Source organism: Mycobacterium sp. UM_WGJ (assembly GCF_000455125.1).
Taxonomy (GTDB): Bacteria; Actinomycetota; Actinomycetes; order Mycobacteriales; family Mycobacteriaceae; genus Mycobacterium.
This window is the reverse complement of record NZ_AUWR01000088.1, coordinates 19,176-42,140: the sequence shown is the minus strand read 5'-3', so window position 1 is coordinate 42,140 and position 22,965 is coordinate 19,176. Positions and strand designations below refer to the sequence as shown.

Below are 22,965 nucleotides of genomic sequence, written 5' to 3'. Positions count from 1 at the left end.
ATCTTCGGCCCGGTGGTCACGATCCTGCCGTTCGACGACGACGACGAGGCGATCGCCCTGGCCAACAACAGCAGCTACGGACTGGCCGCCACCGCGTGGACGTCCAACCTGGGCCGGGCCCATCGACTGGCCAAGCGGCTCAAGGCGGGAACGGTCGGGCTGAACTGTCAGATGCAGTTCGACCACTCGATGCCGTTCGGCGGATACAAGCAGTCCGGCTGGGGTTACGAATCCGGCAAGGCGGGCATCGAGACCTATCTTCAGACCAAGATCGTCTGGGCGCAGATGTAGCCGCGGAACGCGATAACGACATGGTTGACTCACCCGCCTCCCCCTACCGGGTCGTCCAGTGGACGACCGGCAACGTCGGCAAGAGTTCCGTCCGGGCGATCGCCGGCAACCCCAATTACGAACTCGTCGGCCTCTTCGCCTGGTCGGACAACAAAGTCGGCCGCGACGCCGGCGAGCTGGCCGGCATCGACCCGCTCGGCGTCACCGCGACCAACGACGCCGCGGCGCTGCTGGCACTCAAGCCCGACTGCGTGGTCTACAACCCGATGTGGATCAACGTCGATGAGCTGGTGCAGATCCTGTCGGCGGGCGTAAACGTCGTGACGTCAGCGTCTTTCATCACTGGGCATAACCTCGGCGACGACCGTGCCCGGCTCGACGAGGCGTGCCGCAAGGGCGGGTCCACCCTGTTCGGCTCCGGCGTCAGCCCGGGCTTCGCCGAACTGCTGGCGATCGTGGCGGCGACGGCATGCGACCGGGTCGACAAGATCACCATCACCGAGACGGCCGACACCACCCTCTACGACTCCCCCGACACCGAACGGCCGGTGGGTTTCGGAACCGCGATCGATGACCCGGAGCTGGAACCCATGGCCGCGCGCGGCACGGCGGTCTTCGCCGAGGCGGTCCGGCTGCTCGCCGACGCGATGGGCGTCGAACTCGACGAGATCACCTGCTCCTGCGAATACGCCCAGACCACCGCGGATCTCCCGATGGCCTCATGGACGATCCGGGCCGGTCAGGTGGCCGGGGTGTTCGCCAGCTGGCAGGGAATCGTCAATGGCAGATGCGTCATCGACATCAACGTGCGGTGGCGCAAAGGTCAAACGCTGGAGCCGGACTGGCAGCTCGGCGGCGACGGCTGGAAGATCACCGTCGACGGCCGGCCAACGGTCAACATGCAGGTCGGCTTCACTCCGCCACCCGACCTGATCGCCTCGGCCAAGTCCCTGGACGACTTCTTCGAGCTCGGCCACATCATGACCGCGATGCCGCCGATCAACGCCATCCCGGCCGTCGTCGCCGCCGAACCCGGGATAGCCACCTACAACGATCTGCCGTTGAACCTGCCCCGGTTTCCCGCTCAGCACAGGTAGATCACCAGCACGGCCGCGCACAGCACCGCCAGCCAGGTGTCGGTGGTGCGGCGCAACCAGATCGGTGCGCTGCGCACCTCCATGAAGTTGCGGATGATCAACCGGGCCTTGACGGCCGACAGTGCGATCACCGTGACGGTGATCGGGATGCTGGGCTCGACAGGGCCGGCACTGTGCCCCGGAGCCAGCCACCAGGCCAGCACGGTGATGGCCACCAGGACAAGCCAGGTGGCGGCGGTCAGGCGCTCCGGCCGGTGCTCGAGTATCGATTCTGGCTGTGCGGTCACGCCGATTCACCTCATCACGTAGAGCAGTGCGAATATCACGACCCAGAGCAGATCGACCATGTGCCAATAGGTTGCGCCCTGTTCGACCATGCTGATCCGGGCCCGGTGCGGATTGCGCAGGTCGCGGATCACCACGCCGAGAATGATCAGGCCCAGACCCACATGGAACAGGTGCACCCCGGTCAGGACGTAGTAGAAGCTGAAGAATGTACTCGAATTGGTGTATCCCGCTTGGATTTCAGCGGTCCATTCATAGACCTTGATGACCGCGAACACCACACCGCAGAACATTCCCCCGCGGACCAGGTCGATGGCGCCGGCCCGATTGCCGTCCCGAGCCGCGTGCACGCTCTCGACGATCAGCCACGAGCTGGTGATCAACACGATGGTGTTGACGACGCCGAGGGTGACGTTGAGGTGTTGCTGATCGGCCAGGAACTCCTCGGGAGCCGTTGCCCGGAACACTATGTACGCCACGAAGTAACTACCGAAGATGAACAGATCACCCAGCACCATGAACCACATGTGCCCGTCACCGGGCAGATGAGTCGCTGGGCGCCGTCCGGCGGCCCCCAGCCGACGCACGGTCGGTGCTTTCTGGTCAGTCATCAATGCGCCTCCAGCCGGAGAGTCAGACGATCGGTGGTGAATCGACGGGTTCGCGGGCGCCCGTCACCTGTAGGAATACGATCAACGCCGCCAGCCAGACACAGAACACCACGACGGCGATGTAGAACGTGATGACCCCGTTCCAAGCGAACGCACCGGAGTCGAAGAGCCACATCTGGCTGGCGATCACCTCGGTAACGATCTGCCAGATACTCACGTAAGCAAACCATTTGGGGAAGATGTTGTTCTTGTCATAGAAGATCGCGATGGCCAGGCTGAAGTACGCGGCGGTGAAGCAACCCAGCGAGCCGTTGTAGGACAACATTCCCAGGTCGTAGAAGAACCGCACCATCTCCGGGTCACGGTCCGGACGGAACGCCCCGAGCGAGTAGCACAGAATCACCATCTGGAAGCCGGGGACGGCTCCCACCGCCATGCCGCCGACGTAGGCGTAGGCCAACACTTTGCCCGATGTCATCCGCATCATGTGGTAGCCGACCAGGCCGTTGGAGATCGCAGCCCCACCGGTGATGGCAAGCAACAACACGAAGCCGAAGTGCATGGTCATCGCGTGCTGGGCGAACCAGGCCTGCATCGCCTCCGGGCCCACGTCGGGTCTTGGTGGCGGTGTCACCCGGCCGAGCAGACACACCCCCAGGCCCATCAGGCCGTAGAACACCACGAAGATCCACCACACCACGCGCACATCGGGTTTGCCCGCACCGGGCGGCGGGGTGGCTTCGATATTGCTGTCGCCGTAGAGCAGGGTGGCGACGTTCACCGCAGCACACCCTCGGCAACGCCCTGCCGATACAGGGCATCTCGTAGCGCGAAGAACATCGCGAACACGAACACCGCGAAGGCCCCGTTACGCACCCAGAACGAGATGAGACCGTCCCAGGCCAACGGCCCGGTCTTGAACACCGTGGCGGCGACCGACGGCAGCATGGCCAACGCGGTGATCACGGACAGGTGGGCCACCCAGCGCGGGAACACCGGATCGGGACCGCGGTCGGCGTAGACGGCGCAAGCCAACATCGCGAACTGGCCGACGATCATCCCGACAGGTGCGATGAACGACATCCACGCCAGGTCGTTGAGCGCCTCGATCACCTCGGGGCTGCGATCGGACCGAAAGGCCGCCACCCCGAAGAAGATGTTGGACAGCGCGAAAAGCGTCGCCCCGCTGACCACCGCGGCCAGATACCCGTAGGCGAACACGTGACTCTGGGTGGACATCCGTTTCATCTGGCCCACGATCAGCACCAGGAACGGCACGATCATGATCCCGCACAGGTTGAATCCGACCATGCTGAGACGGATCCACGATCGGTGTTGGTCATAGAACTCGGCAACCTGCGCCGCGGACATGGTCGGTGACATCGGCGGGAAGAACCCCGGGAAGGTCGCGAACAGCACGAGCAACACCGCGCCGACCGCGGGACCCGACCACAGCAGCACCAACTGCGCCCGGAATGCGGTGGCCTGCGGAGTCTCCTCCGCCTCAGCGATCATCTGCATGGCGTGATTCCTCCGCTGCTCGCCCGGCGACACCAGCCGGGCGGCCGTCGGGACCGAACCGCCCTAGCCGATCGACTACCCGAAAGATAGCCGATCGGCTATCTCACGGTCAATGGCCTTCACCCTCCGGCGCCGTCCGGCGCCTCGATGAAGCGCTTGGTAAGTCGCAGCAATTGGGCACGCAGCGTGTCGTCGTCGACGTGGCCCACCAGTGGATGCATCACCCCAACAGCGATGGCACCGGACAACATCGCCGCCGACACCACGGCGTCGTCGCCGGCTTCGCCGACGAGCACCCCGTACAACCGCGCGATGAACTCTTGAAAAGGCTGATGCTCGGCCAGCAGCCGGACGATCACCGGATCGAACTGCAGGGTGCTGGCCGCACCCCGCCTACGCACCGCCATGTCGATGACCCCGTCGAGCAACACTTCTCGAGCCCGCGGCCGACTCTGCTCGGCCTCGGCGGCCTCCAGCGCGTCCTCCAACGCCCCCAATTCCCGCTCGGTGAGCGCGACGACGATCTCATCCTTGGTTTTGAACTGGTGATAGACCGCCGCCTTGGTCACCCCGATCACGTCGGCGATCATCTGCAACGACGTTCCGCCGACGCCGTGTTCGCCGATCAACTGCAGCGCAGCGTCGAGAATGCGCGTCTGCGCCGCGCTGCGGGGAATGAAGCGGAACTGGGCAGCGGCCGGAGTGGAAGCCATGCGATGAGAGTAGCCAGTCGGCTAGTCAGACAACAGCCGCTCCGCCGCGGAGTAGGGATCATCGGCACCGTCGACAACCTGTTCGGTGAGCCGGTCCAGCGCGGGATGGGTGCGCAACCGGGTCTGAGCCAAGGACAGGATCTGCGCCCGGGCCCGGGCCAGCCGACGCTCCCGGCTGTCGGTGCGGTGATGGGCTTCGATGGTGTCCACCAACTCGTCGAGACCGTCGCCGCGCGCAGCGATCAGGGTGAGAATCGGTGCGCCGGTGTGCATCAGCTCGACCCGAAGGTCGCGCACGGTCTGCTCGGCACCCTCGCGGTCGGCCTTGTTGACCACCACGATGTCGCCGACTTCCAGCAATCCGGCCTTGGCGGCCTGGACCGCGTCACCGGCGCCAGGATTGAGCACCACGATTGTCGGATCGGCGATCGCGGCGATCTCGATCTCGGATTGGCCCACCCCGACCGTTTCCAGCAGCAGCACGTCGAAGCCGAGCGCGGCGAGCAGCTGCAGGGCTGCGGGCACCCCCTCGGCCAGTCCGCCCAGGTGGCCGCGGGCCGCCACCGACCGGATGAGCACCTCCGGGTCGTTGATGTGGGCAGCCATCCGGATGCGATCACCCAGCAGTGCCCCGCCGCTGAACGGCGAGGACGGGTCGACGGCCAGCACCGCCACCCGCAGGCCGCGCTGTCGGTAAGCCCCCACCAGGGCAGCGATCGTGGTGGACTTGCCCGCCCCCGGCGGCCCGGTCACCCCGATGACGCGCGCGGCCGCCGGCCCCACGGCGGCCAGGACTTCGGCCCGCCGGCCGCTTTCGACCAAGCTGAGCAACCGGCCGGTGGCGCGGACGGAGCCCCCGCGCGCCGCGGCCAGCAACTCGGCAATGGTCATCGGTACCGTCAGTTCTTGTTCGCGGTGAGCCGATCGACGATAGCCGCGAAGTCGTCGGTCTTGAAGGACTGATCTTCGGCCATATTGGCGAAATCCAGCGTGGCCAGTACCGCACGCTCCAGGTGGATGTTGAGCAGCCGTTTGGTGCTCTCCACCGCCTGGCGAGGCAACTCAGCGATTCGCTTGGCACACGAAATCGCTTCCGCCAGCGGATCTTCGGCTACGTGATTGGCCAGACCCAGCTCCACTGCCCGGGCCGCCGGAATACGTGCTCCGGTCAGGGCGTATTCCTTGGCCAGCAACAGACTCATCTGCAACGGCCAGGTCAGCGGGCCGCCGTCGGCGGCGACCAGACCCACCTGCACGTGCGGGTCGGCCAGGTAGGCCGATTCCGAGATGTAGACGATGTCGCTCAGCGCCACGAGACTGCAACCCAGGCCGATAGCGGGGCCGTTCACCGCCGCGATGACCGGGGTACGGCAGCGTGCCATGCCCAGCACGATATCGCGGCCGTGCGCGATCGTCTTGGCACGCAGCTTCTCATCGCGGCGGAGTTCGTCGAGGTAGGCGAAATCGCCTCCGGCGGAGAACGTCCGCCCGCTGCCGGTCAGCACCGCCGCCCGCGCCTCGTCGTCTTCCTCCAACCGGGGCCACAGTTTCGCCAGACCGGTGTGCAGCGCATCGTTGACCGCATTGAGCGCGTCGGGGCGATTCAGCGTGATGATCCGCAGCGGTCCCTCGGCGCGCACGTCGATCTCGGCGGGCATGTCGTACATGTCAGACTCCTTCGCGGGTCTACAACCCCAGTATTCGGCCGGCAATGATGTTCTTCTGAATCTGCGAAGTCCCGCCCATCACGCTCTGGGCACGGCTGTACAGGTAGGCGCTGAGCAGGTCCGGGTCGTCGACCCCGCCGACCGCCAGCGCGGCGTGGCCGACGGACTGCTCCACCCAGGTCATCAGCAGCTTGTCCAACGAACCCTCCGGCCCGTGCGAGAGGCCGTCGAGCTGTTCGGAGAGCCGCCGGCGCACATGCAACCGCAGCATCTCGGTTTCGACTGCTGCCCAGGCCAATTCCTCCGGCACGTCCCCCGGTACACGGTTCGCCATCTGGCGCACCAACTTGCCGTAGCGCGCCGAGTATCCCAGGGTCGACGGTTCGCGCTCATGACCAACGACCGTCATCGCCAGCGCCCAGCCCTCCCCTGGAGCCCCGATCATCTGACTCGCCGGCACCCGCGCACCGTCGAACAGCACCTGGCCGAATTCCGTGGTGACCCCGTTGATCATCTGCAACGGCCGCTGCTCGATTCCGGGCTGGTGCATCGAGATGACGAACGCCGAGATACCGCGATGCCGGGGAGCGTCCTTGTCGGTGCGGGCCAGCAGCAGACACCAGTCGGCGACATCGGAGTAACTGGTCCAGATCTTGTGCCCGTGAATGACGTAGTCGTCGCCTTCCCGGGTCGCCGTGGTGGTCAGCGATGCCAGATCCGAACCCGCCCCGGGTTCGGAGAAGCCCTGGCACCAGCGCTGGGTGCCGTCGATCATGCCGGGCAGGAACCGTTGCTGCAGTTCGTCACTGGCGTGCCGGCCCAGCCCGACCACCAGATACCCCAGACTCGGCCGCGGCGGGGCGCCCGCGACCGCCAGCTCCTCGTCGACGATCACGTCATAGACCGGCGGCAGATCCTGGCCGCCGTACTCCCGCGGCCAGGACACCCCGAAGAATCCGCCCGCATACAGTGCCTGATGCCACTCACCCTGGCGCGCCCAGTATTCGTCGTCGCCGGCGGCGGGGAAGGTACCGGCGCGCTCCGTCAGCCAGGCCCGAAGCCTGCTGCGGAAGTCGGCTTCGGCGGGCGAATCACGAAAGTCCATCTGCGATCTCCCTTATCGTCACGGGCCACAGGCCGGTCGAAGTCAGCGCCCGCCGCAGGTAGACGTGCGCCGCGCACTCCCAGGTGTTGCCGATGCCGCCGTGCACCTGGATCGCGGTCTCGCAGACCGTCCGCGCGGTGCGTGCCGAGTAGATCTTGGCGATCCGGGCGGCACGCACCGCGTCGGCCGCGGGCGCCTCGTCAACCGCCCAGGCCGCGTGCCGCAGCACGCTCACCGAGCCCTCGATCAGCGCCAGTCCCTCGGCGAGCAGGTGTGCGATGGCCTGATAGGACCCGATGGGTTTGCCGTACTGCTCACGGAGCTTGGCGTAATCGCATGCCAGACCGTGCGCACCACGCGCGGTGCCGACCAGATCGGCGCACGTCGTCACCAGCGCCAGCGCCTGCCACCGCAATGCGTCCTCGGCGCCGAGCTCACCGACCCGCTGCGGCGCACCGGCAAGACCCGCGACGGGCCGGGTCAGGTCGGCGCTGGTGCGCAGCGCGCCGACGGGGGCGGTCAGCACCGTGCGACCGCGTACCGTCACCGCCTTCGCGGCACCGCGGGCGTCGATGGCGGTGTCACCGACCGCAACGGTGGTCGGGTCCTCGCCCAGGGCAACCCGGCGGTGCAGGTCGTCGGCGAGTACCGGTCCGAGGAACGGCACATCGATGAGGCCGCGCCCGAACTCCTCGGCGACGATCGCCACCTCGACTCCCGAGGCGCCGTCGGAACGTAAAGCGCGCCAGCCGGTCTGCTCGACGGCGCGTTCCAGGCGGGCTATCCGGCTCGCATCGTCGAGGTCGGCCACCGAGCCCGGCCCCAGATCGTCGGCGAGCTTGGCCGAGGCGTCTCGCAGTTGACGCTGCTCGGCATTCAGCCGGACATCCATAGGCGCTCCTTCAGTAGTCGGCGCAACAGCTTTCCGGAAGGCAACCGAGGGATCTCAGGTACGAACACCACCCGGCGCAGCCGCTTGTAGGACGCGAGGCGGTCGCCGACCAGCGCGCACAGTTCCTCGGCGCTGACCGGGGCGTGCAGTGCGACCGCGGCGACGACGGCCTCACCGTCACGCTCGTCGGGCACCCCGAACACGCCGCAGTCAGCGACCGCCGGGTGCTCGTGCAACACCGCCTCGATCTCGGCGGGGGCGACCTGAAAGCCGCGGACCTTGATCATCTCCTTGCAGCGATCGGTGATCCGCAACCGGCCGCCGGCGTCGAGGTAGCCCACGTCGCCGGTATGAAACCATCCGTCGCGCACCACCTCTGCGGTCGCCGAGGCGGGAAGGTAGCCGGCCATCAGGGATTCGGACCGGACCAGGATCTCGCCGAGAGCTCCGGGCGGCAACGGCTCGGGGTCGGCATCGTCGGCATCCAGGTCCACCACCTTCAGCTCGACCCCGGGCACGGGCCGGCCCACGGTGTCCGGAACCGCCAGGTTGCGTCGCGCCCCATCGACGGGATTGCAGGCGATCACCGGCAGTTCGCTGGTGCCGTAGGCCGGCACAAACGGCACGCCGGTGCGCCGGGTGACGGTGTCCGCGACGACCGCGGTCACCGGGGTGGCACCCCACATGATGAAACGCAGGGAGGACAGGTCGAATGATTCCAGGTCCGGATGCGCGGCGATGGCCAGGGCGATCGGTGCCACGGCCATCTCCACGGTGATCTTGTCGGTACCGATCGATGTGAGCATCGCGTCGATGTCGAACCGGCGGTGCAACCGCACCCACGCCCCGACCTGCAGCGCGGTCAGGATGTTGAGCAGCCCCAGGATGTGCGACGGCGGTGTCGCCACTTGGATCCGGTCGGCGGCGCTCAGCCCCAAGGCATCCCGCCAGTGCCCCACCGCCGCGGCCAGCGAGGCGTGGGTGTGCCGGACGGCTTTGGGCAACCCGGTGGTGCCGGAACTGAACACCAGCAGCGCGTCGGAGCCGGCCTGCGGTGGATCACCCTCCCAGGTGGCGGCCGGAATCTCGGCCATCACTTCATCGAGGTGCCGCATCGGCATCAGCTCGGCCAGTACCGGGTGGTCGCCGAGGGCGCACCGGGGTTGCACCAGCGCGAGCGCGTGCGCCACCTCGTCGCGCTTCCAGGCCGGGCTGATCAGGGCGGCGACCGCACCCAGGCGCCAGATGGCGCGCACCGCGATGACGAACTCCGGGCGATTCGATGACATCAGCGCCACCCGGTCTCCGGTGCGCACGCCGTCGGTCGCCAGCACGGCGGCCAGGTCGCCGGCCAGCGCGTCGAGTTCGGGCAGCCGCCACTGCCGATCCTCGAACGCAAGCACTGCTGTGGACGATCCTGGCGACATTTGAGAAGATCCTATCGGTTTGAGAGAATAGTATTCTCTCAAGTGAAGAACGCAAACCAGAAGGGGTGGGCATGGCGGTCACTCATGTTTTCCAGCGAGCGACCGTGACGCGCATCGTCAAAGAGACCGCCGACGCCTACACCTTCGTGCTGGCGCCCCACGAGACACCGTTTCCCTACCGGGCCGGCCAGTATTCGACGTTCCAGGTACGGGTCGACGGCGAGGAGTTGTACCGGTCCTACTCGATGTCGAGCGCGCCAGAGACCGACACCGAGCTGACGACCACGGTCAAGCGTGTTCCCGGCGGCAAGGTGTCGAACTGGTTGCTGGACAACGTCGCCGAAGGCGACGAGCTGGTCATGACCCGCGCGGCGGGGACCTTCTGCCTGCAAGAGTCGGCGGCTCCGCTGCTGGCGTTCTCCGGCGGCAGCGGGATCACTCCCATCCTTTCGCTGGCCAAGAGCGCACTGGCGACCACCGACCGCGCCGTGCGACTGCTCTGCGCCGATCGGGACGCTACCGCGGCGATCTTCGAACGCGCGCTGGACGAACTCGCCGCCCGCTACCCCGGGCGACTGTCCGTGCACCGCCACCGCGACGCCGACGACGGACTCCTGGACGCCACGGCGGTCACGGAATTCGTCGGCGCCGACACCGGCGCGGACTGCTACGTGTGCGGGCCGGCCGGATTCATGGATGTGGTGCGCGCGGCCTGGCCCGGTCCGGGCCGGCTGTTCATCGAGGACTTCGATGTGGCGACCGTCCCGGCGCCGGCCCCGTCGTCGGCGGCCCCGGCGCCCGACACCGAGGTGTCGGGGACCGTCACGATCCACCTGGGGCGCCAGAAGGAATCGGTGCCGCGGGTCCCTCGCGAGACCCTGCTGGAGAGCGCCCGCCGCGCCGGACTGGCTCCGCCGTTCTCCTGCGAGGCGGGCAACTGCGGCACCTGCATCGCCCAGATCACCGAGGGCAGCGCGACCATGCTCAACAACACCGTGCTCGACGACGACGAAGTGGCCGACGGTTACATCCTGACCTGCCAGGCCCTTCCCGAAGGCGGCTCGATCACCGTGCACTACGAATAGCGCGGGCGCCATCTCAGCCGGCGGCACCCACCCCGTAGCCCAAAGTGCTCTTGGTCTCCAGGTATTCGTGGAATCCGGCGTCGCCCCACTCCCGGCCGTTGCCGCTGCGCTTGTAGCCGCCGAACGGTGCGTTCAGGTCGAAAGCGTGGTTGATCGCCACCCAGCCGGCCCGGATCCGGCGGGCGATGCCCCGCGCGGCGTCGAGATCGGCGCCCGAGACGTAGCCGGCCAGGCCGTACTCGGTGTCGTTGGCGATCTCGACGGCCTCGTCGAGGTCGTCATAGCCGAGGATGCACAGCACCGGGCCGAAGATCTCTTCGCGCGCGATCGTCATCTGGTTCGTCACCCGTGCGAAGACAGTCGGCCGGACGAAGTAGCCGGTCTCAATCCCGTCCGGCCGGCCCACGCCGCCGGCGGCGACCGTAGCGCCCTCGGCGATACCCTGCTCGATCAGGCGCTGCACCTTGGCGAACTGCGCCGCTGACGCCACCGGACCGATCGCTTTCGGATCGACGGGGTCGCCGACCTTGACCTGTTCGGCGACCGCATGGGCGATCGCGATGGCCTCGTCCATGCGCGAGTTCGGCACCAGCATCCGCGACGGGGCATTACAGCTCTGCCCGGAGTTGACCATCATGGTCGAAACCCCGGCGGTGACACTGTCGACGAACGCGTCGTCGTCGAGCACGATGTTGGCGCTCTTGCCGCCCAGCTCCTGGGTCACCCGCTTCACGGTCGGTGCGGCGTTCTCCGCCACCGCCACGCCGGCGCGGGTGGAGCCGGTGAACGACACCATGTCGACGTCCGGGTGCCGCGACAACGCCACCCCCACCCCGGGGCCGTCGCCGTTGACCATGTTGTACACGCCGGCCGGGACACCCGCGGCATGCATGATCTCGGTGAAGACGTAGGCCGAGAACGGCGCGACCTCCGACGGCTTGAGCACCATGGTGCAGCCGGTGGACAACGCCGGGTACACCTTCACCGCGATCTGGTTCAGCGGCCAGTTCCAGGGTGTGATGAGACCGCACACCCCGATCGGGTCGCGTTCCACCAAGGTGTCACCGCGCTGCTCGCTGAACGAGAAGTTCTTCAGGGCATCGATCGCGGTGACGAGGTGACCCGCCCCGAGATTGACCTGGACTCCGGCGGCCAGGCTGGGTGGTGCCCCCATCTCTTCGCTCACCGCGTCGGCAAGATCGCCGCTGCGACGTTGATACTCGGCCAGGATCGCCTGCAGCAGCTCCAGCCGCTCCGCGCGGCTGCTCTGCGACCAGCTGTCAAAGGCCCGCCGGGCCGCCGCGACCGCGAGGTCGACGTCGGCCGCCGAGCCCAGTGCGATCTTCCCGCAGACCTTTTCAGTGGCCGGATTGTCGACGTCGAGCGTCTTCGCTTCGGCCGGGTCCACCCACCGGCCGTCGATGTAGAACTGGGTGTAATCGCGCATCACAACTCTCCTTCGACTACTTGGGTTCCGTCTGATTGGGCCATCCCGAAGCTGTAGCGGATATGCGCGGCGTGCCCGTCGGGCACCACCGGGAAGCTCACCGGCTCGGTGACGTCGCGGATCGCCTCGATCCGCGCGTCGATGTCCTCGATCGTCCAGGACGGTTGGTAAACACCGGGACTCTCAACCAATGCGGCGCGCGCCACCCGCCCGGCCAGCGCGATCAACACTTCACCGGTGACCGAACAGGACTCGTGTGCCAGCCACCCCACCACGGGCGCCACCAGCTCGGGTTCCATCGGCGGGTACGCCGACGTGTCGATCCCCTCGGCCATCCGGGTCACCGCCGCCGGGACCACCACGTTGCAGCGGACTCCGTGAGCCGCGCCCTCCAGCGCCGCGACGTTGCTCAGCCCGATCACGCCCGCCTTCGCGGCCGCATAGTTGGCCACATCGGCGTTGCCGTAGATTCCGCCGATCGACGAGGTCAGCACTATGCGACCGTAGCCTGCGTCACACATGGCGCCGAAGGCCGCCCGCACCACATGGAACGCGCCACGCAGGTGCACGTCCAGGACCGCCTCGAAGTCGTGCGAACTCATCTGACGTAACGGCGCCCGGCGGACGTTTCCGGCATTGTGGATCAGGATGTCGACCCTCCCGTAGCGCTTCAGCGCTGCGTCGACGATGGCCGCCCCGCCCTCGGGTGTGGCGACCGACGCGGTGCAGCCCACCGCGGCGCCGCCCGCATCACGGATCTCGGCGGCCACCTGCTCGGCGAGGCCTGCGTGCAGGCCGTCGCCGGTGAGGTCACCACCGGTGTCATTGACGACGACAGCGGCACCTCGCTGCGCCAGCAGCTGCGCATAGGCGCGACCCAGTCCCCGCCCGGCACCGGTCACGACGGCAACACGGCCATCGAAGTTCAGACCCGCAGTCCGGTGTCGGCTCAAGCGAACGGTTCCTCGGTTCGGTGCAGCATCCGGTCTGCCAGTACGGAAGTTTCGATCCGCTCGCTGCGTTCTCGTATCGGCAGTGTCGTAGCCCTCGACGTCGATGTCACTGCAGATCCAGGCCTTTCAGGTCGCCGGCGTCGCGCCACTGCCTCAACAGATCATCGAAGGCGTAGAAGCCCGGCGAGTAGACCTCACCCAAGAACGAGCGGCTGGCGTCGCCGAATCCGCGGCCCTCGTTGTTGTAATAGCCTGGTGTGCAGGATAAGTCGAAGGCCGAGTTGTCGAATGCCAACTCACGGATGGTGTTGACCCAGGCGTTCTGTCCCTCCGCACTGGGCTCGACGACCGTCGCCTCCCGTTTGACAGCCTCGGCAATGATGTAGGCGATGTGCTCGGCCTGTTGCTCGAACATCGCGGTGGTGTTGGCCGACACACCGCCCTGAATGAAGCCGGTGTGGAACTGATTGGGGAACCCGCGGCTGGTCATCCCATGCAGGGTCTGGTACCCGTCGCGCCAGTGGTCGAACAGCGATACCCCGTCGCGGCCCTCGATCACGTCGATCGCGTACCGACGGCTGATCTCCGTGGATATCTCGAAACCGCTGGCGAAGATGACGCAGTCGACGTGGTACTCGACGCCGCCGGCGACAATGCCTTTCTCCGTGAGTTTTTCGACACCCTTGGATTCGGCCACGTCGACCAGCGTGACGTTGGGCCGATTGAACGCGGGCAGGTAAGTGTCGCTAGAGGTCGGGCGTTTGCACATGAAGCGGTAGTACGGCTTGAGCGCCTCAGCGGTCTGCGGATCCTCGACGATACCGTCGATGCGGCGACGCAGCCGCTCCATGATCTTGTAGTCCTCCTCCTCCCGCATCGCCATGATCTCCTCGACGCTCAGAGCCGTCGGGTCGGGGCTGGCGCCGATACGAGCGGTCAGGTTGCGCCCCAACTCGGTCCAGAAGTCGCACACCATATCGGGGGCGTCGAACACCACGCCTTCGAACGGCGACCAGCGGTGAAAGTTGCGCTTGCGTTCGGCCTGCCAACCCGGTTGCAGCGACGCGGCCCACTGCGGGTCGGTGGGCTCGTTGCGACGGAAGTCGACCGACGACGGCGTGCGCTGAAAAACATAGAGCTGTTTGGCGTCTCGGCCCAGGTGCGGAACCAGCTGCACCCCGGTCGCGCCGGTGCCCACCAGAGCTACCCGCTTGTCCGCCAGCTTGTCCAGGCCACCGTTCGCGTCACCGCCGGTGTAGTCGTAATCCCAGCGGGCCGAGTGGAAGACGTGGCCGCCCGCGTCCATGAAGTCCTTGATGCCGGCGATGCCGGGCAACTTGGGCCGGTTGTAGGACCCCTGCGCCATCACCACGAAACGCGCCCGCAAGTCGTCGCCCCGGTTCGTCGTCAGCCGCCAGCGCTTGATCTCCTCGTCCCAGCGGGCGGTGCGCACCTGGGTCGAGAAGATCGCCCCGTCATAGAGGCCGAAGTGCTTTCCGATGTTCTGACAATGCTGGAAGATCTCGGCGCCGTCGGCGAACTTCTTGGACGGGATGAAGTCGAGTTCTTCGAGCAGCGGAACGTAGCAGTACGCGTCGTTGTCGCATTGGATTCCGGGGAACCGATTCCAGTACCAGACACCGCCGAAGTCGCCGCCCATCTCGATAACCCGCACGTCGGCCACGCCGGCCTTCTTCAGATAGGCGCCGGCGAGCAGTCCGGCAATGCCACCACCGAGGACTACCACCTCGATGTCGGCGTCGAGGGGTTCCCGCGGAGTCACCGCGGTGTGCGGATCGACCTCGGCGAACTCCACGAAGTCATCCTTGAGTTCGAGGTACTGCTGCGAGCCGTCGGAGCGAACGCGCTTGGCACGCTCGGCGGCGTACTTGCGCCGCAGCGCCTCGATGTCGAAGTCGTCCGGGGTCCGGGTCGGCGCGCAGTCCGTCATCGATCGTTTCCTGTCGGGATTTCTTGGGGTGCACCGGCGCCCATGTACTTCGATAACTGGTGGTGCAGGTTGACGATGGCGCGCTCCCGGTAGGGATTGGGCTTCGCGCCGGGATAGCCGAGGGATTTCATTCCCTGCTGCACCGCCGCCATGTTGGAGAAGTCCTGCGGGAGAACCGAACGCCAGCCCGGGTCGCCCACCGGGGTGTACTCCCATTCCGTCCGCGGCTCTTCACCTTTGGGAAAGAGTTCGAACACCGAGACCTCGAAGATGCACTTGTCGGGGTTGTAGCTGGGGTGCGGCCGAGCGCTGTAGCACAGGGCACTGGTCAGCCCCTGGCCGATCTGGAAGTTCGGGAAGATCTGCCATGCGGTGCCGGCCTGCCCGAGCACGTCGGCGGGAATCGTCGGCCAGATGACGCCGCGGGCGGCATCGTCGCGCCGCGCCGAGGCGAGCCAGTGTTCGAGGACCTTCTCGGCCGGGGTGCCCTCGGGTAGCTCGTCGACCAGTCGCTTGGCGGCGTTCACCAGAGTGGCGGTGGTGGTGGCGTTGGTCTCCTCCATGGTGTAAACCTGCATCTCCGCGGTCGACACCCGCGGATCGGCGCCGGTCCCCAGCCGAATCTTCGACTTGGTCGCCTCCAGATCGTCGGGAGCGTCGTAACCGAGGTTGCTGTGCTTGCCCTGCACCCGCGCCCAGCCCTTGAACTCGCCGAACCTGTTGAACTCCGGATGGGTGGTGTAGACGTGGTAGGTCTCGTTGAAGGCCTCCATGGCGACCTTCCAGTTGCAGTCGAACTCCAGCCATTTTCGCCACTTGTAGCGCATGTTCTCCAGGCCGAACGGTTCGAGGATCTTCGCGGCCGGGAACAGGTAGTCGGCCAACGATTCGCAGTCGGGATCCATGTTGATCCAGAGCCAGCCGCCCCAGGTGGCGACTCGCACCGAGCGCAGATGAGTGTTCGCAGGCGTCAGAGTCCCCTGCCAGTCATCCTGTTCGCGAATATGGGTGCAGGCGCCGTCGAGTCCGTAGGTCCAGCCATGGAAACCGCACACGAACGACTTGCGGGTGCGCGCGCAGGCGTTCTTCGCCCCGGCGGGGGTGTCGACCAGTCGGCGGCCACGATGCATGCAGACGTTGTGGTGAGCCTGAAAGGCGTCCGGCCCGCTTCGGACGACGATTACCGAGTCGTCGAGGATGTCGTAGGTGAGGTAACTGCCCACCTCCGGTAGATCTTCGACCCGTCCGACCTGCTGCCATACCTTGCGCCACAACTTGTCTCGCTCGGCACGCGCGTAGTTCGGACACGTGTAGGCCTCAACACCGATCGTGACCGGACGTGCGAGTTCTTCGTCGGAACCCTGAACCGGATCGGTCATCACATCCTCCTTATCGCGGCGCGGAAGGTGTCGTCCTTGAGGAACAGCGAGGTGTTGTCGGAGTCGAGGTGACTCCACTTGAGGTTGAGCCCGCCGTCGACCAGCAAGGTCTGCCCGGTGATGTAACCGGCCAGGTCCGAGAGCAGAAACAGGATCGGCCCGGCCTGCTCCTCGGGCCGCCCGCGGCGCCCCATGGCGATCGCCTGCAGGTCGCGATCGGGGTCATCGTCGGTGTAGGTGGCCGAGGCTGCGGTGTTGGTGACTCCCGGAGCCACCGCGTTGACCCGAATGCCGGCCGCGGCCAGCTCGACGGCCATGGTGCGGGTCATCGCGACGATCGCGGCCTTCGCGGTGCCGTAGGCGATATGGAACGGCGCGGTGTTCATCCCGCTGATCGAGGAGATCGACACGATCGAGCCCGGCCGGTGCTGGGCCACCAGCGCGGCAGCCACTGCACGGCTCATGAAAAAGGCGGTCTCCAAGTTGTGGGTGAAGATCTTTCGCCAATCGGCGCGCGCCACCCGGGTCGACGGCATCCAGGTCGCCGGCTCTGCACCACCGGCGACGTTGACCAGTCCGTAGAGCTGGCCGTCGGCACGTTGCGCCACTTCGAGCACCGTGGCGACACCCTCGTCGGTGGAGGCGTCGGCGGCCACGGGTATCACCGCCAGGCCCCGCTCGGCCAGCGGCGTGATGTGCTCGCGGAGGTTTTCCTGCGAGCGGCTCACCGCGATCACGGTGGCTCCCGCCTGGGCGGCCATCGCGGTGATCGTCGTGCCGATCCCGCCGCCGCCGGCGCCCGACACCACCACGATCCGGCCGCGAAGGTCCAGGAGGTTGAAATCGCTCGACAGGCTGGGAGGAGTGCAATGATCCGCCATGACCCGCTTTCACCTGGCACAGCCCGCGATTCGGATGCCCGCCGGGCACCGAGATCGCGGATTTGTCCGGACAACATACGTCATTCTTCTTTCAGAAGAACACTATTCCGCAGCGGCGAGCGCAGAGTCAAGAGCGAGGACTCCGGGCCTGTCGGCCTTATTGTCTGGACCAATGGGGCGTCGTGTGGCCGCCACGGCCCGGCGTCACCGGCCGACACGCCCCGGCGGGGCGTTCACTTGGCCCGAACGCCTTACGTCATGATGGAACCCACATCGAGCGTCGCCGAATTTGACTACGCACGTTGTCAAATCGAGCCGAGGGGAGATGCGAATTGTCTTCCAGTCAACGCCGGGACCGCTGGTCCGGGGTCCCACTGGCAGAGCGTCAGGCCTTACGCCGAGACGAGTTTCTCGCCGTCGGGGTGCAGCTGCTCGGTGATGCACGTGGACCCACGCTGACTATCCGATCGGTATGTCGCGCGGCCGCACTGACCGAGCGCTATTTCTACGAGAGCTTCGCCGACCGCGACGAGTTTGTGCGCGAGGTATATGACGACGTGTGCACACGGGCGCTGGCGGCGATGCTGTCGGTCCGCAGCCCCCGAGAAGCCGTGGAAGGCTTCATCACCCTCATGGTCGATGACCCAGCGCGTGGCCGGGCGTTGCTACTGGCCCCGGAGCGCGAGCCTGCGCTGGCCAGCGCGGGCGCCAAATGGATGCCGGACTTTATCGTGATGCTGCAGCGCACCCTGACTCGTATCGATGATGCGGCAGTCCAGCAGATGGTGGCGACCGGCCTGATCGGCGCGCTGACCACCCTGTTCGCGGCCTACCTGGACGGCCGACTCCAGGCCAGCCGCGGCCAGTTCATCGACTTCTGCGTCGGCATGCTGCTCAGCGCTCAGATCTCGCGCTAAGCCGGGGCCGCAAGTTCACAGCCAAACACGCATCGGGAAAACTTGATGCTACCGACAGGTACAGATATATTGCCTGCAACTAGTCGACACAGATATCTGGGGAGCTGGCATGACGCGGGAATGGACCGACGTAGAGTTGCTGCACGAGCTCGAGCCTGTCGTGGAGAAGCTCATCAACCGACACTTCTCGATGGCCAAGGACTGGAACCCCCACGACTACATCCCCTGGTCGGAGGGCAAGAACTACTACGCGCTCGGTGGGCAAGATTGGCATCCTGAGCAGTCGAAACTGTCCGAGGTCGCTCGGACCGCAATGGTGCAGAACCTGCTCACCGAGGACAACCTGCCTTCGTATCACCGCGAGATCGCGATGAACTTCACCATGGACGCCCCCTGGGGCACCTGGGTCAACCGCTGGACCGCTGAGGAGAACCGGCACGGTATCGCCCTGCGCGACTACCTGGTGGTCACCCGCAACTGCGACCCCATCGAACTGGAAACGCTGCGGATGGAGACCGTCAACCGCGGTTTCAGCCCGGGCCAGAACCACCAGGTCTCCGGCGACCTGTTCGCCGAGAGCCTGTTCGACTCGGTCATCTATGTCAGCTTCCAGGAACTGGCCACCCGGATCTCGCATCGCAACACCGGCCAGGCCTGCAACGACCCGATTGCCGACCAGCTGCTGGCCCGGATCTCGCACGACGAGAACCTGCACATGATCTTCTACCGCGATGTCAGTGCCGTCGGCTTCGACATCGCGCCGGAACAGGCGATGCGCTCGCTGCACCGGGTGCTGGCCAACTTCCAGATGCCCGGATTCGTCGTCCCGGAGTTTCGCCGCAAGGCCGTGATCATCGCAGTCGGCGGCGTCTATGACCCCATCATCCACCGCGACGACGTGGTGATGCCGGTGCTGAAGAAGTGGGGCATCCTGGAGCGAGAGTTCAGCGGCGAGGCAGCCCGCTACCAAGAGGAGATCGGCAAGATCGTCGCCGAGTTGGACGACACGTGCGAGAAGTTCGAGCTGGCCAAGCAACGCCGGCTCGAGCGCGAGGCCAAGATGGCCGAGAAGCGCGCCGCCAAGAAGGTGTTGGAGCCATCAGCGCCGTAGTCAATGGTGGCGGCCTGGTCGAGACGCAGCCTGCACTGCGGATCGGATCGCTCCAGCTCGCCAGTCCCGTGGTGCTGGCACCGATGGCCGGCGTCACCAACGTCGCCTTCCGCACTCTGTGCCGCGAGTTGGAACAGTCCCGGGTCGGAACGGTGAGCGGGCTCTATGTCTGCGAGATGGTGACCGCACGCGCGCTCGTCGAACGACACCCCGCCACCTTGCACATGACAACGTTCGGGCCGGAGGAGTCACCGCGCTCGCTGCAGCTTTACACCGTCGACCCCGACACCACTTACGCCGCGGCGAAGATGATCGCCGATGAAGGACTCGCCGACCACATCGACATGAATTTCGGCTGCCCGGTGCCCAAGGTGACCCGCCTCGGCGGCGGGTCGGCGCTGCCCTACAAGCGCCGGCTCTTCGGCAATATCGTCGCCGCGGCGGTGCGCGGCACTGCCGGCACCGATATTCCGGTGACCGTGAAATTCCGGATCGGCATCGATGACGCCCACCACACCCATCTGGACGCCGGGCGCATCGCCGAGACCGAAGGGGCCGCAGCGGTGGCCCTGCACGCCCGGACCGCATCGCAGCGCTATTCCGGCACCGCCGACTGGGAGCAGATCGCGGCGCTCAAAGCGCAGGTCCGGTCGATTCCGGTATTGGGCAACGGAGACATCTTCGAAGCCGGCGATGCGCTGGCCATGATGGCGGCCACCGGCTGTGACGGGGTAGTGATCGGCCGTGGCTGCCTGGGGCGCCCGTGGTTGTTCGCCGAGCTCTCGGCGGCTTTCGCAGGCCGGCCCGCCCCCACTCCGCCCACGCTGGGCGAAGTCGCCGACATCATCCGCCGCCACGGCGACCTGCTGGCCCAACACTTCGGCGAGGACAAGGGCATGCGCGAGATCCGCAAGCATGTCGCCTGGTACCTGCACGGATTCCCCGCCGGTTCCGAGCTGCGGCGCGAGCTGGCGATGGTGACCACGCTGTCCGAACTCGACGGGCTGCTCACGCAGCTGGACGGCTCCGTCCCTTTCCCCGCGGCCGCCACCGGCCCTCGCGGACGTCAGGGCTCACCGGCCAAGGTCACCCTGCCCGAAGGCTGGTTGGACGACCCGGATGACTGTGCGGTGCCGGCCGGCGCGGACATTATGCACTCTGGTGGCTGAAATGAGACTTTGTCGACATCGCGTGTCTGGAAAGTTCTCAGTAGACTAAGTACCTTATTGCCCCAGGCAGGGATCGTCTCTGCGGAGGCAGATCCAGGTGCGGAGATCAATGCCGATCATCCGTACCGCATCGGCGTGCGAGCGACGCGCGCTGGTACCGAAGACTCGGAGGCTCCTGAGGACATGAGTGACGGCGATAGCGCCACTCCTGGCCGCTGGGCTCCGGAGGGCCCCGATGACGGCGACCGTCAGCTGATGACAATGACACCGCCCGGACCCGCACCTTGGGAGCGCTGGCAGAACTCGCCTGCGGACGCCCCCGTCCCGCACCGGCGAAACGCGTCCCGGCGTCGCAACGGGTCGGTGAGCGTCGCCGACCTGATCGCCAGGGTCAATGCCGAGCCTCCGCCATCCGGTGGACGCAGTCAGCGCCGGGCCGCCGCAGTGCCACCCGAACGTCGCGAAGTAGCCGAGTTCGTCGAACCCGTGGAACCCGTCGAGCCGGCCGAGGCCGCCGCCGTTTTCGAGCCCGAGTCCGAGTATGCGGCGCTCGAACTCGCCGATGTAGCGGACCCCATGCCCGACATCGCCGAAGTGGCCTACCCGTCGGAAGTGCCCGACCTCGACCGTATTCACGGCACATCACTCGAGCCGGCCGGTGCCCCCGACTGGGACGAGTTGCCAGCCACCACCGAGTTGCCGGGTTCATTCGGACCCGACATGCTGCGGGGTTTATACGGCGGTCCCAGCTTCGCCTCTCCTCCGTCGAACCTCGCTGAACCGCCGGCGCGAATCGACCCGCCTCGCCGCACGCCGCCGGCGGTCGCCGAACCGGCCCCGCACGGGCCCCATCACCGGGCGCGGCTCGCCGGACGGGCGGTCGCGGCCATGATGGCGATCCTCGCCCTGGTGCTGACCGGGTCGGCCTGGCAGTGGAGCTCTTCGAAAAACCGCAGCCTCAACCACGTCAGCGCATTGGACCCCAACTCGCACGACATTCTCGATGCGGCCGGCCAGTACGGCGACGAGAACTTCCTGATCGTCGGCGCCGACACCCGCGCCGGCGCCAACAGCGCCATCGGCGCCGGCAGCACCGAAGACGCCGACGGAGCTCGCTCCGACACGATCATGCTGGTCAACATCCCGGCGAACCGGAAACGCGTGGTGGTGGTGTCGTTCCCCCGCGACCTGGCGATCACCCCGATCCAGTGCGAGGCCTGGAATTCCGCGACCGGTGCCTACGGGCCGATCTATGACGAGGAATCCGGAACCTACGGCGACGACATCGTCTACACCGAGACGAAGCTGAACTCGACGTACGCCTTCGGCGGACCCAAGTGCCTGGTCAAGGAGATTCAGAAACTGTCCGGACTGGCGATCAACCGGTTCATGGCCGTCGACTTCGTCGGATTCGGCAAGATGGTCGACGCGCTGGGCGGAGTCGAGGTGTGCACCCCCAGCCCGCTATACGACCTGGTGCTGGGCAGCGTCCTCGAAGACACCGGACGCCAGCGAGTCAACGGCGGCACCGCGCTGAACTACGTACGAGCCCGGCACGTCACCACCGAGGACAACGGGGACTACGGTCGCATCAAGCGTCAGCAGCTGTTCCTGTCGTCGCTGCTGCGTTCGTTGATCTCCACCAACACCTTCTTCTCGCCGACCAAGCTCAACAACGTGGTCAACATGTTCATCGGCGACAGCTCGGTGGACAACGTCACGACCAAAGACCTGGTGAACCTCGGCCAGTCTTTGCAGAAGGTCGCCGCCGGCCACATCACCTTCGTCACGGTGCCGACAAGTGAGACCGATGAGAACGGCGACGAGGTCCCCCGGATGGATGACATGCGGGCACTGTTCGACGCCATCATCAACGATGACCCACTGCCCGGCGAGAACGACCACAACGCCACCGCGGTTCCGACCACGGCGGCAGCCAGCCCCACGACCCCGTCCACCGTTGTGCCCGGCGCCCCGACCGACCCGGTGGTCAAACCGCTCAGCGAACAGGTGCACGCAGTCACGACCTCACCCGCCGATGTCATGGTCCGGGTGTCCAACGCCACCGAGCAATCCGGCCTGGCCGGCGCCACCTCCGAAAGCCTGCAACGGTGGGGCTTCAACGTCGACAACGCCGACGACTACCCCGGCACCGTCAAGGCCACCAAAGTGTTGTACTCCCCCGGAAACGAGCAGGCCGCCGCCACGGTGTCCTCGGCATTGTCGGGCGCGCCGATCGAGCGGGTCAGCGGACTGGGCGGCATCGTCCGCGTCGTGCTCGGGTCAGACTTCCGTGCCGTGACCAAGCCCGTCGCCAGCGGCTCGCAGGTCAGTGTGCAACTCAACCGCGGTGCCAGCGTCGAGCCGACCGAACTACCCGATGACCTGACCGTCACCAACGCCGCCGACACCACCTGCGAGTAGCGCCCACTCCCGCCCAACCCGCGCGGATCGCGGTCCACG

At 66.7% G+C, this 22,965-nt stretch carries 22 protein-coding genes; 7 read left to right on the top strand and 15 right to left on the bottom strand.

What is annotated here, in order from left to right; all coding sequences use genetic code 11:
- Together N416_RS0120315 and N416_RS0120310 are read left to right on the top strand one after the other, a co-directional pair.
- A partial coding sequence (locus N416_RS0120315) for an aldehyde dehydrogenase family protein (RefSeq protein WP_024443929.1) occupies positions 1–291 on the top strand: 291 nt, incomplete at its 5' end.
- Between the two features lie 20 nt (positions 292–311).
- Entirely contained in the window at positions 312–1,388 is a 1,077-nt protein-coding gene (locus N416_RS0120310; protein ID WP_024443928.1) for a dihydrodipicolinate reductase, read from the top strand.
- Here N416_RS0120310 and N416_RS0120305 read toward each other — a convergent pair.
- From N416_RS0120305 to N416_RS21980, 10 genes are all read right to left on the bottom strand, one after another.
- Positions 1,376–1,675, bottom strand: a complete 300-nt coding sequence (locus tag N416_RS0120305) for a cytochrome C oxidase subunit IV family protein (RefSeq protein ID WP_024443927.1) — start codon at positions 1,673–1,675, stop codon at positions 1,376–1,378. The genes N416_RS0120310 and N416_RS0120305 overlap by 13 nt on opposite strands.
- A gap of 6 nt (positions 1,676–1,681) precedes the next feature.
- Positions 1,682–2,284, bottom strand: a complete 603-nt coding sequence (locus N416_RS0120300) for a cytochrome c oxidase subunit 3 (RefSeq protein WP_081654645.1) — start codon at positions 2,282–2,284, stop codon at positions 1,682–1,684.
- 22 nt (positions 2,285–2,306) lie between these two features.
- Positions 2,307–3,065 carry a hypothetical protein gene (locus N416_RS0120295; RefSeq protein ID WP_024443925.1) on the bottom strand — a complete coding sequence of 253 codons (759 nt, stop codon included), beginning with the start codon at positions 3,063–3,065 and terminating at the stop codon, positions 2,307–2,309.
- On the bottom strand, positions 3,062–3,805 hold the full coding sequence (locus N416_RS0120290; protein ID WP_024443924.1) for a hypothetical protein: 744 nt from the start codon (positions 3,803–3,805) through the stop codon (positions 3,062–3,064). Before N416_RS0120290 ends, N416_RS0120295 begins: the two co-directional genes overlap by 4 nt.
- A gap of 119 nt (positions 3,806–3,924) precedes the next feature.
- Complete coding sequence (locus tag N416_RS21990; protein ID WP_036458782.1) at positions 3,925–4,518, bottom strand: TetR/AcrR family transcriptional regulator; 594 nt, start codon at positions 4,516–4,518, stop codon at positions 3,925–3,927.
- Between the two features lie 21 nt (positions 4,519–4,539).
- On the bottom strand, positions 4,540–5,409 hold the full coding sequence (gene meaB, locus N416_RS21985) for a methylmalonyl Co-A mutase-associated GTPase MeaB (RefSeq protein WP_036458779.1): 870 nt from the start codon (positions 5,407–5,409) through the stop codon (positions 4,540–4,542).
- Between the two features lie 8 nt (positions 5,410–5,417).
- Positions 5,418–6,185, bottom strand: a complete 768-nt coding sequence (locus tag N416_RS0120275; RefSeq protein ID WP_024443923.1) for an enoyl-CoA hydratase/isomerase family protein — start codon at positions 6,183–6,185, stop codon at positions 5,418–5,420.
- 19 nt (positions 6,186–6,204) lie between these two features.
- Complete coding sequence (locus N416_RS0120270) at positions 6,205–7,290, bottom strand: acyl-CoA dehydrogenase family protein (protein WP_024443922.1); 1,086 nt, start codon at positions 7,288–7,290, stop codon at positions 6,205–6,207.
- Positions 7,277–8,182: an acyl-CoA dehydrogenase family protein gene (locus tag N416_RS0120265; protein ID WP_024443921.1), complete on the bottom strand. Its 906-nt coding sequence runs from the start codon at positions 8,180–8,182 to the stop codon at positions 7,277–7,279. Before N416_RS0120265 ends, N416_RS0120270 begins: the two co-directional genes overlap by 14 nt.
- Entirely contained in the window at positions 8,167–9,609 is a 1,443-nt protein-coding gene (locus N416_RS21980; RefSeq protein ID WP_036458777.1) for a class I adenylate-forming enzyme family protein, read from the bottom strand. Before N416_RS21980 ends, N416_RS0120265 begins: the two co-directional genes overlap by 16 nt.
- Positions 9,610–9,680: 71 nt before the next feature.
- Between N416_RS21980 and N416_RS0120255 the strand changes: the two genes are divergently transcribed.
- Entirely contained in the window at positions 9,681–10,694 is a 1,014-nt protein-coding gene (locus N416_RS0120255) for a ferredoxin--NADP reductase (protein ID WP_024443920.1), read from the top strand.
- Positions 10,695–10,707: 13 nt separating this feature from the next.
- Here N416_RS0120255 and N416_RS0120250 read toward each other — a convergent pair whose 3' ends face one another.
- The 5 genes from N416_RS0120250 to N416_RS0120230 form a co-directional block, all read right to left on the bottom strand.
- On the bottom strand, positions 10,708–12,141 hold the full coding sequence (locus tag N416_RS0120250) for an aldehyde dehydrogenase family protein (RefSeq protein WP_024443919.1): 1,434 nt from the start codon (positions 12,139–12,141) through the stop codon (positions 10,708–10,710).
- Positions 12,141–13,094, bottom strand: a complete 954-nt coding sequence (locus N416_RS0120245) for an SDR family NAD(P)-dependent oxidoreductase (protein ID WP_024443918.1) — start codon at positions 13,092–13,094, stop codon at positions 12,141–12,143. Before N416_RS0120245 ends, N416_RS0120250 begins: the two co-directional genes overlap by 1 nt.
- Before the next feature lie 106 nt (positions 13,095–13,200).
- Positions 13,201–15,045, bottom strand: a complete 1,845-nt coding sequence (locus N416_RS0120240) for an NAD(P)/FAD-dependent oxidoreductase (protein ID WP_024443917.1) — start codon at positions 15,043–15,045, stop codon at positions 13,201–13,203.
- Positions 15,042–16,424, bottom strand: a complete 1,383-nt coding sequence (locus N416_RS0120235; protein WP_024443916.1) for an SRPBCC family protein — start codon at positions 16,422–16,424, stop codon at positions 15,042–15,044. Before N416_RS0120235 ends, N416_RS0120240 begins: the two co-directional genes overlap by 4 nt.
- Positions 16,424–17,305, bottom strand: a complete 882-nt coding sequence (locus N416_RS0120230; protein WP_024443915.1) for an SDR family NAD(P)-dependent oxidoreductase — start codon at positions 17,303–17,305, stop codon at positions 16,424–16,426. Before N416_RS0120230 ends, N416_RS0120235 begins: the two co-directional genes overlap by 1 nt.
- Before the next feature lie 332 nt (positions 17,306–17,637).
- Between N416_RS0120230 and N416_RS0120225 the strand changes: the two genes are divergently transcribed.
- The 4 genes from N416_RS0120225 (at position 17,638) to N416_RS0120210 (ending at position 22,926) form a co-directional block, all read left to right on the top strand.
- Positions 17,638–18,222, top strand: coding sequence for a TetR/AcrR family transcriptional regulator (locus N416_RS0120225; protein ID WP_024443914.1), 585 nt, complete (start codon positions 17,638–17,640; stop codon positions 18,220–18,222).
- Positions 18,223–18,331: 109 nt separating this feature from the next.
- Positions 18,332–19,333 carry an acyl-ACP desaturase gene (locus N416_RS0120220; protein WP_024443913.1) on the top strand — a complete coding sequence of 334 codons (1,002 nt, stop codon included), beginning with the start codon at positions 18,332–18,334 and terminating at the stop codon, positions 19,331–19,333.
- 14 nt (positions 19,334–19,347) lie between these two features.
- On the top strand, positions 19,348–20,502 hold the full coding sequence (gene dusB / locus N416_RS0120215; RefSeq protein WP_255341895.1) for a tRNA dihydrouridine synthase DusB: 1,155 nt from the start codon (positions 19,348–19,350) through the stop codon (positions 20,500–20,502).
- 183 nt (positions 20,503–20,685) lie between these two features.
- Positions 20,686–22,926, top strand: a complete 2,241-nt coding sequence (locus N416_RS0120210; RefSeq protein ID WP_024443911.1) for an LCP family protein — start codon at positions 20,686–20,688, stop codon at positions 22,924–22,926.
- Positions 22,927–22,965 lie beyond the last annotated feature (39 nt).

Coding starts and splice junctions, on each gene's coding strand:
- meaB (WP_036458779.1), bottom strand. CDS start 5,409: ATGACCATTGCCGAGTTGCTGGCCGCGGCGCGCGGGGGCTCCGTCCGC.
- N416_RS0120270 (WP_024443922.1), bottom strand. CDS start 7,290: ATGGACTTTCGTGATTCGCCCGCCGAAGCCGACTTCCGCAGCAGGCTT.
- N416_RS0120250 (WP_024443919.1), bottom strand. CDS start 12,141: ATGCGCGATTACACCCAGTTCTACATCGACGGCCGGTGGGTGGACCCG.
- N416_RS0120240 (WP_024443917.1), bottom strand. CDS start 15,045: ATGACGGACTGCGCGCCGACCCGGACCCCGGACGACTTCGACATCGAG.
- N416_RS0120275 (WP_024443923.1), bottom strand. CDS start 6,185: ATGTACGACATGCCCGCCGAGATCGACGTGCGCGCCGAGGGACCGCTG.
- N416_RS21980 (WP_036458777.1), bottom strand. CDS start 9,609: ATGTCGCCAGGATCGTCCACAGCAGTGCTTGCGTTCGAGGATCGGCAG.
- N416_RS0120220 (WP_024443913.1), top strand. CDS start 18,332: ATGACGCGGGAATGGACCGACGTAGAGTTGCTGCACGAGCTCGAGCCT.
- N416_RS0120300 (WP_081654645.1), bottom strand. CDS start 2,284: ATGACTGACCAGAAAGCACCGACCGTGCGTCGGCTGGGGGCCGCCGGA.
- N416_RS0120255 (WP_024443920.1), top strand. CDS start 9,681: ATGGCGGTCACTCATGTTTTCCAGCGAGCGACCGTGACGCGCATCGTC.
- N416_RS0120265 (WP_024443921.1), bottom strand. CDS start 8,182: ATGGATGTCCGGCTGAATGCCGAGCAGCGTCAACTGCGAGACGCCTCG.
- N416_RS0120210 (WP_024443911.1), top strand. CDS start 20,686: ATGAGTGACGGCGATAGCGCCACTCCTGGCCGCTGGGCTCCGGAGGGC.
- N416_RS0120235 (WP_024443916.1), bottom strand. CDS start 16,424: ATGACCGATCCGGTTCAGGGTTCCGACGAAGAACTCGCACGTCCGGTC.
- N416_RS0120290 (WP_024443924.1), bottom strand. CDS start 3,805: ATGCAGATGATCGCTGAGGCGGAGGAGACTCCGCAGGCCACCGCATTC.
- N416_RS0120310 (WP_024443928.1), top strand. CDS start 312: ATGGTTGACTCACCCGCCTCCCCCTACCGGGTCGTCCAGTGGACGACC.
- N416_RS0120230 (WP_024443915.1), bottom strand. CDS start 17,305: ATGGCGGATCATTGCACTCCTCCCAGCCTGTCGAGCGATTTCAACCTC.
- N416_RS21990 (WP_036458782.1), bottom strand. CDS start 4,518: ATGGCTTCCACTCCGGCCGCTGCCCAGTTCCGCTTCATTCCCCGCAGC.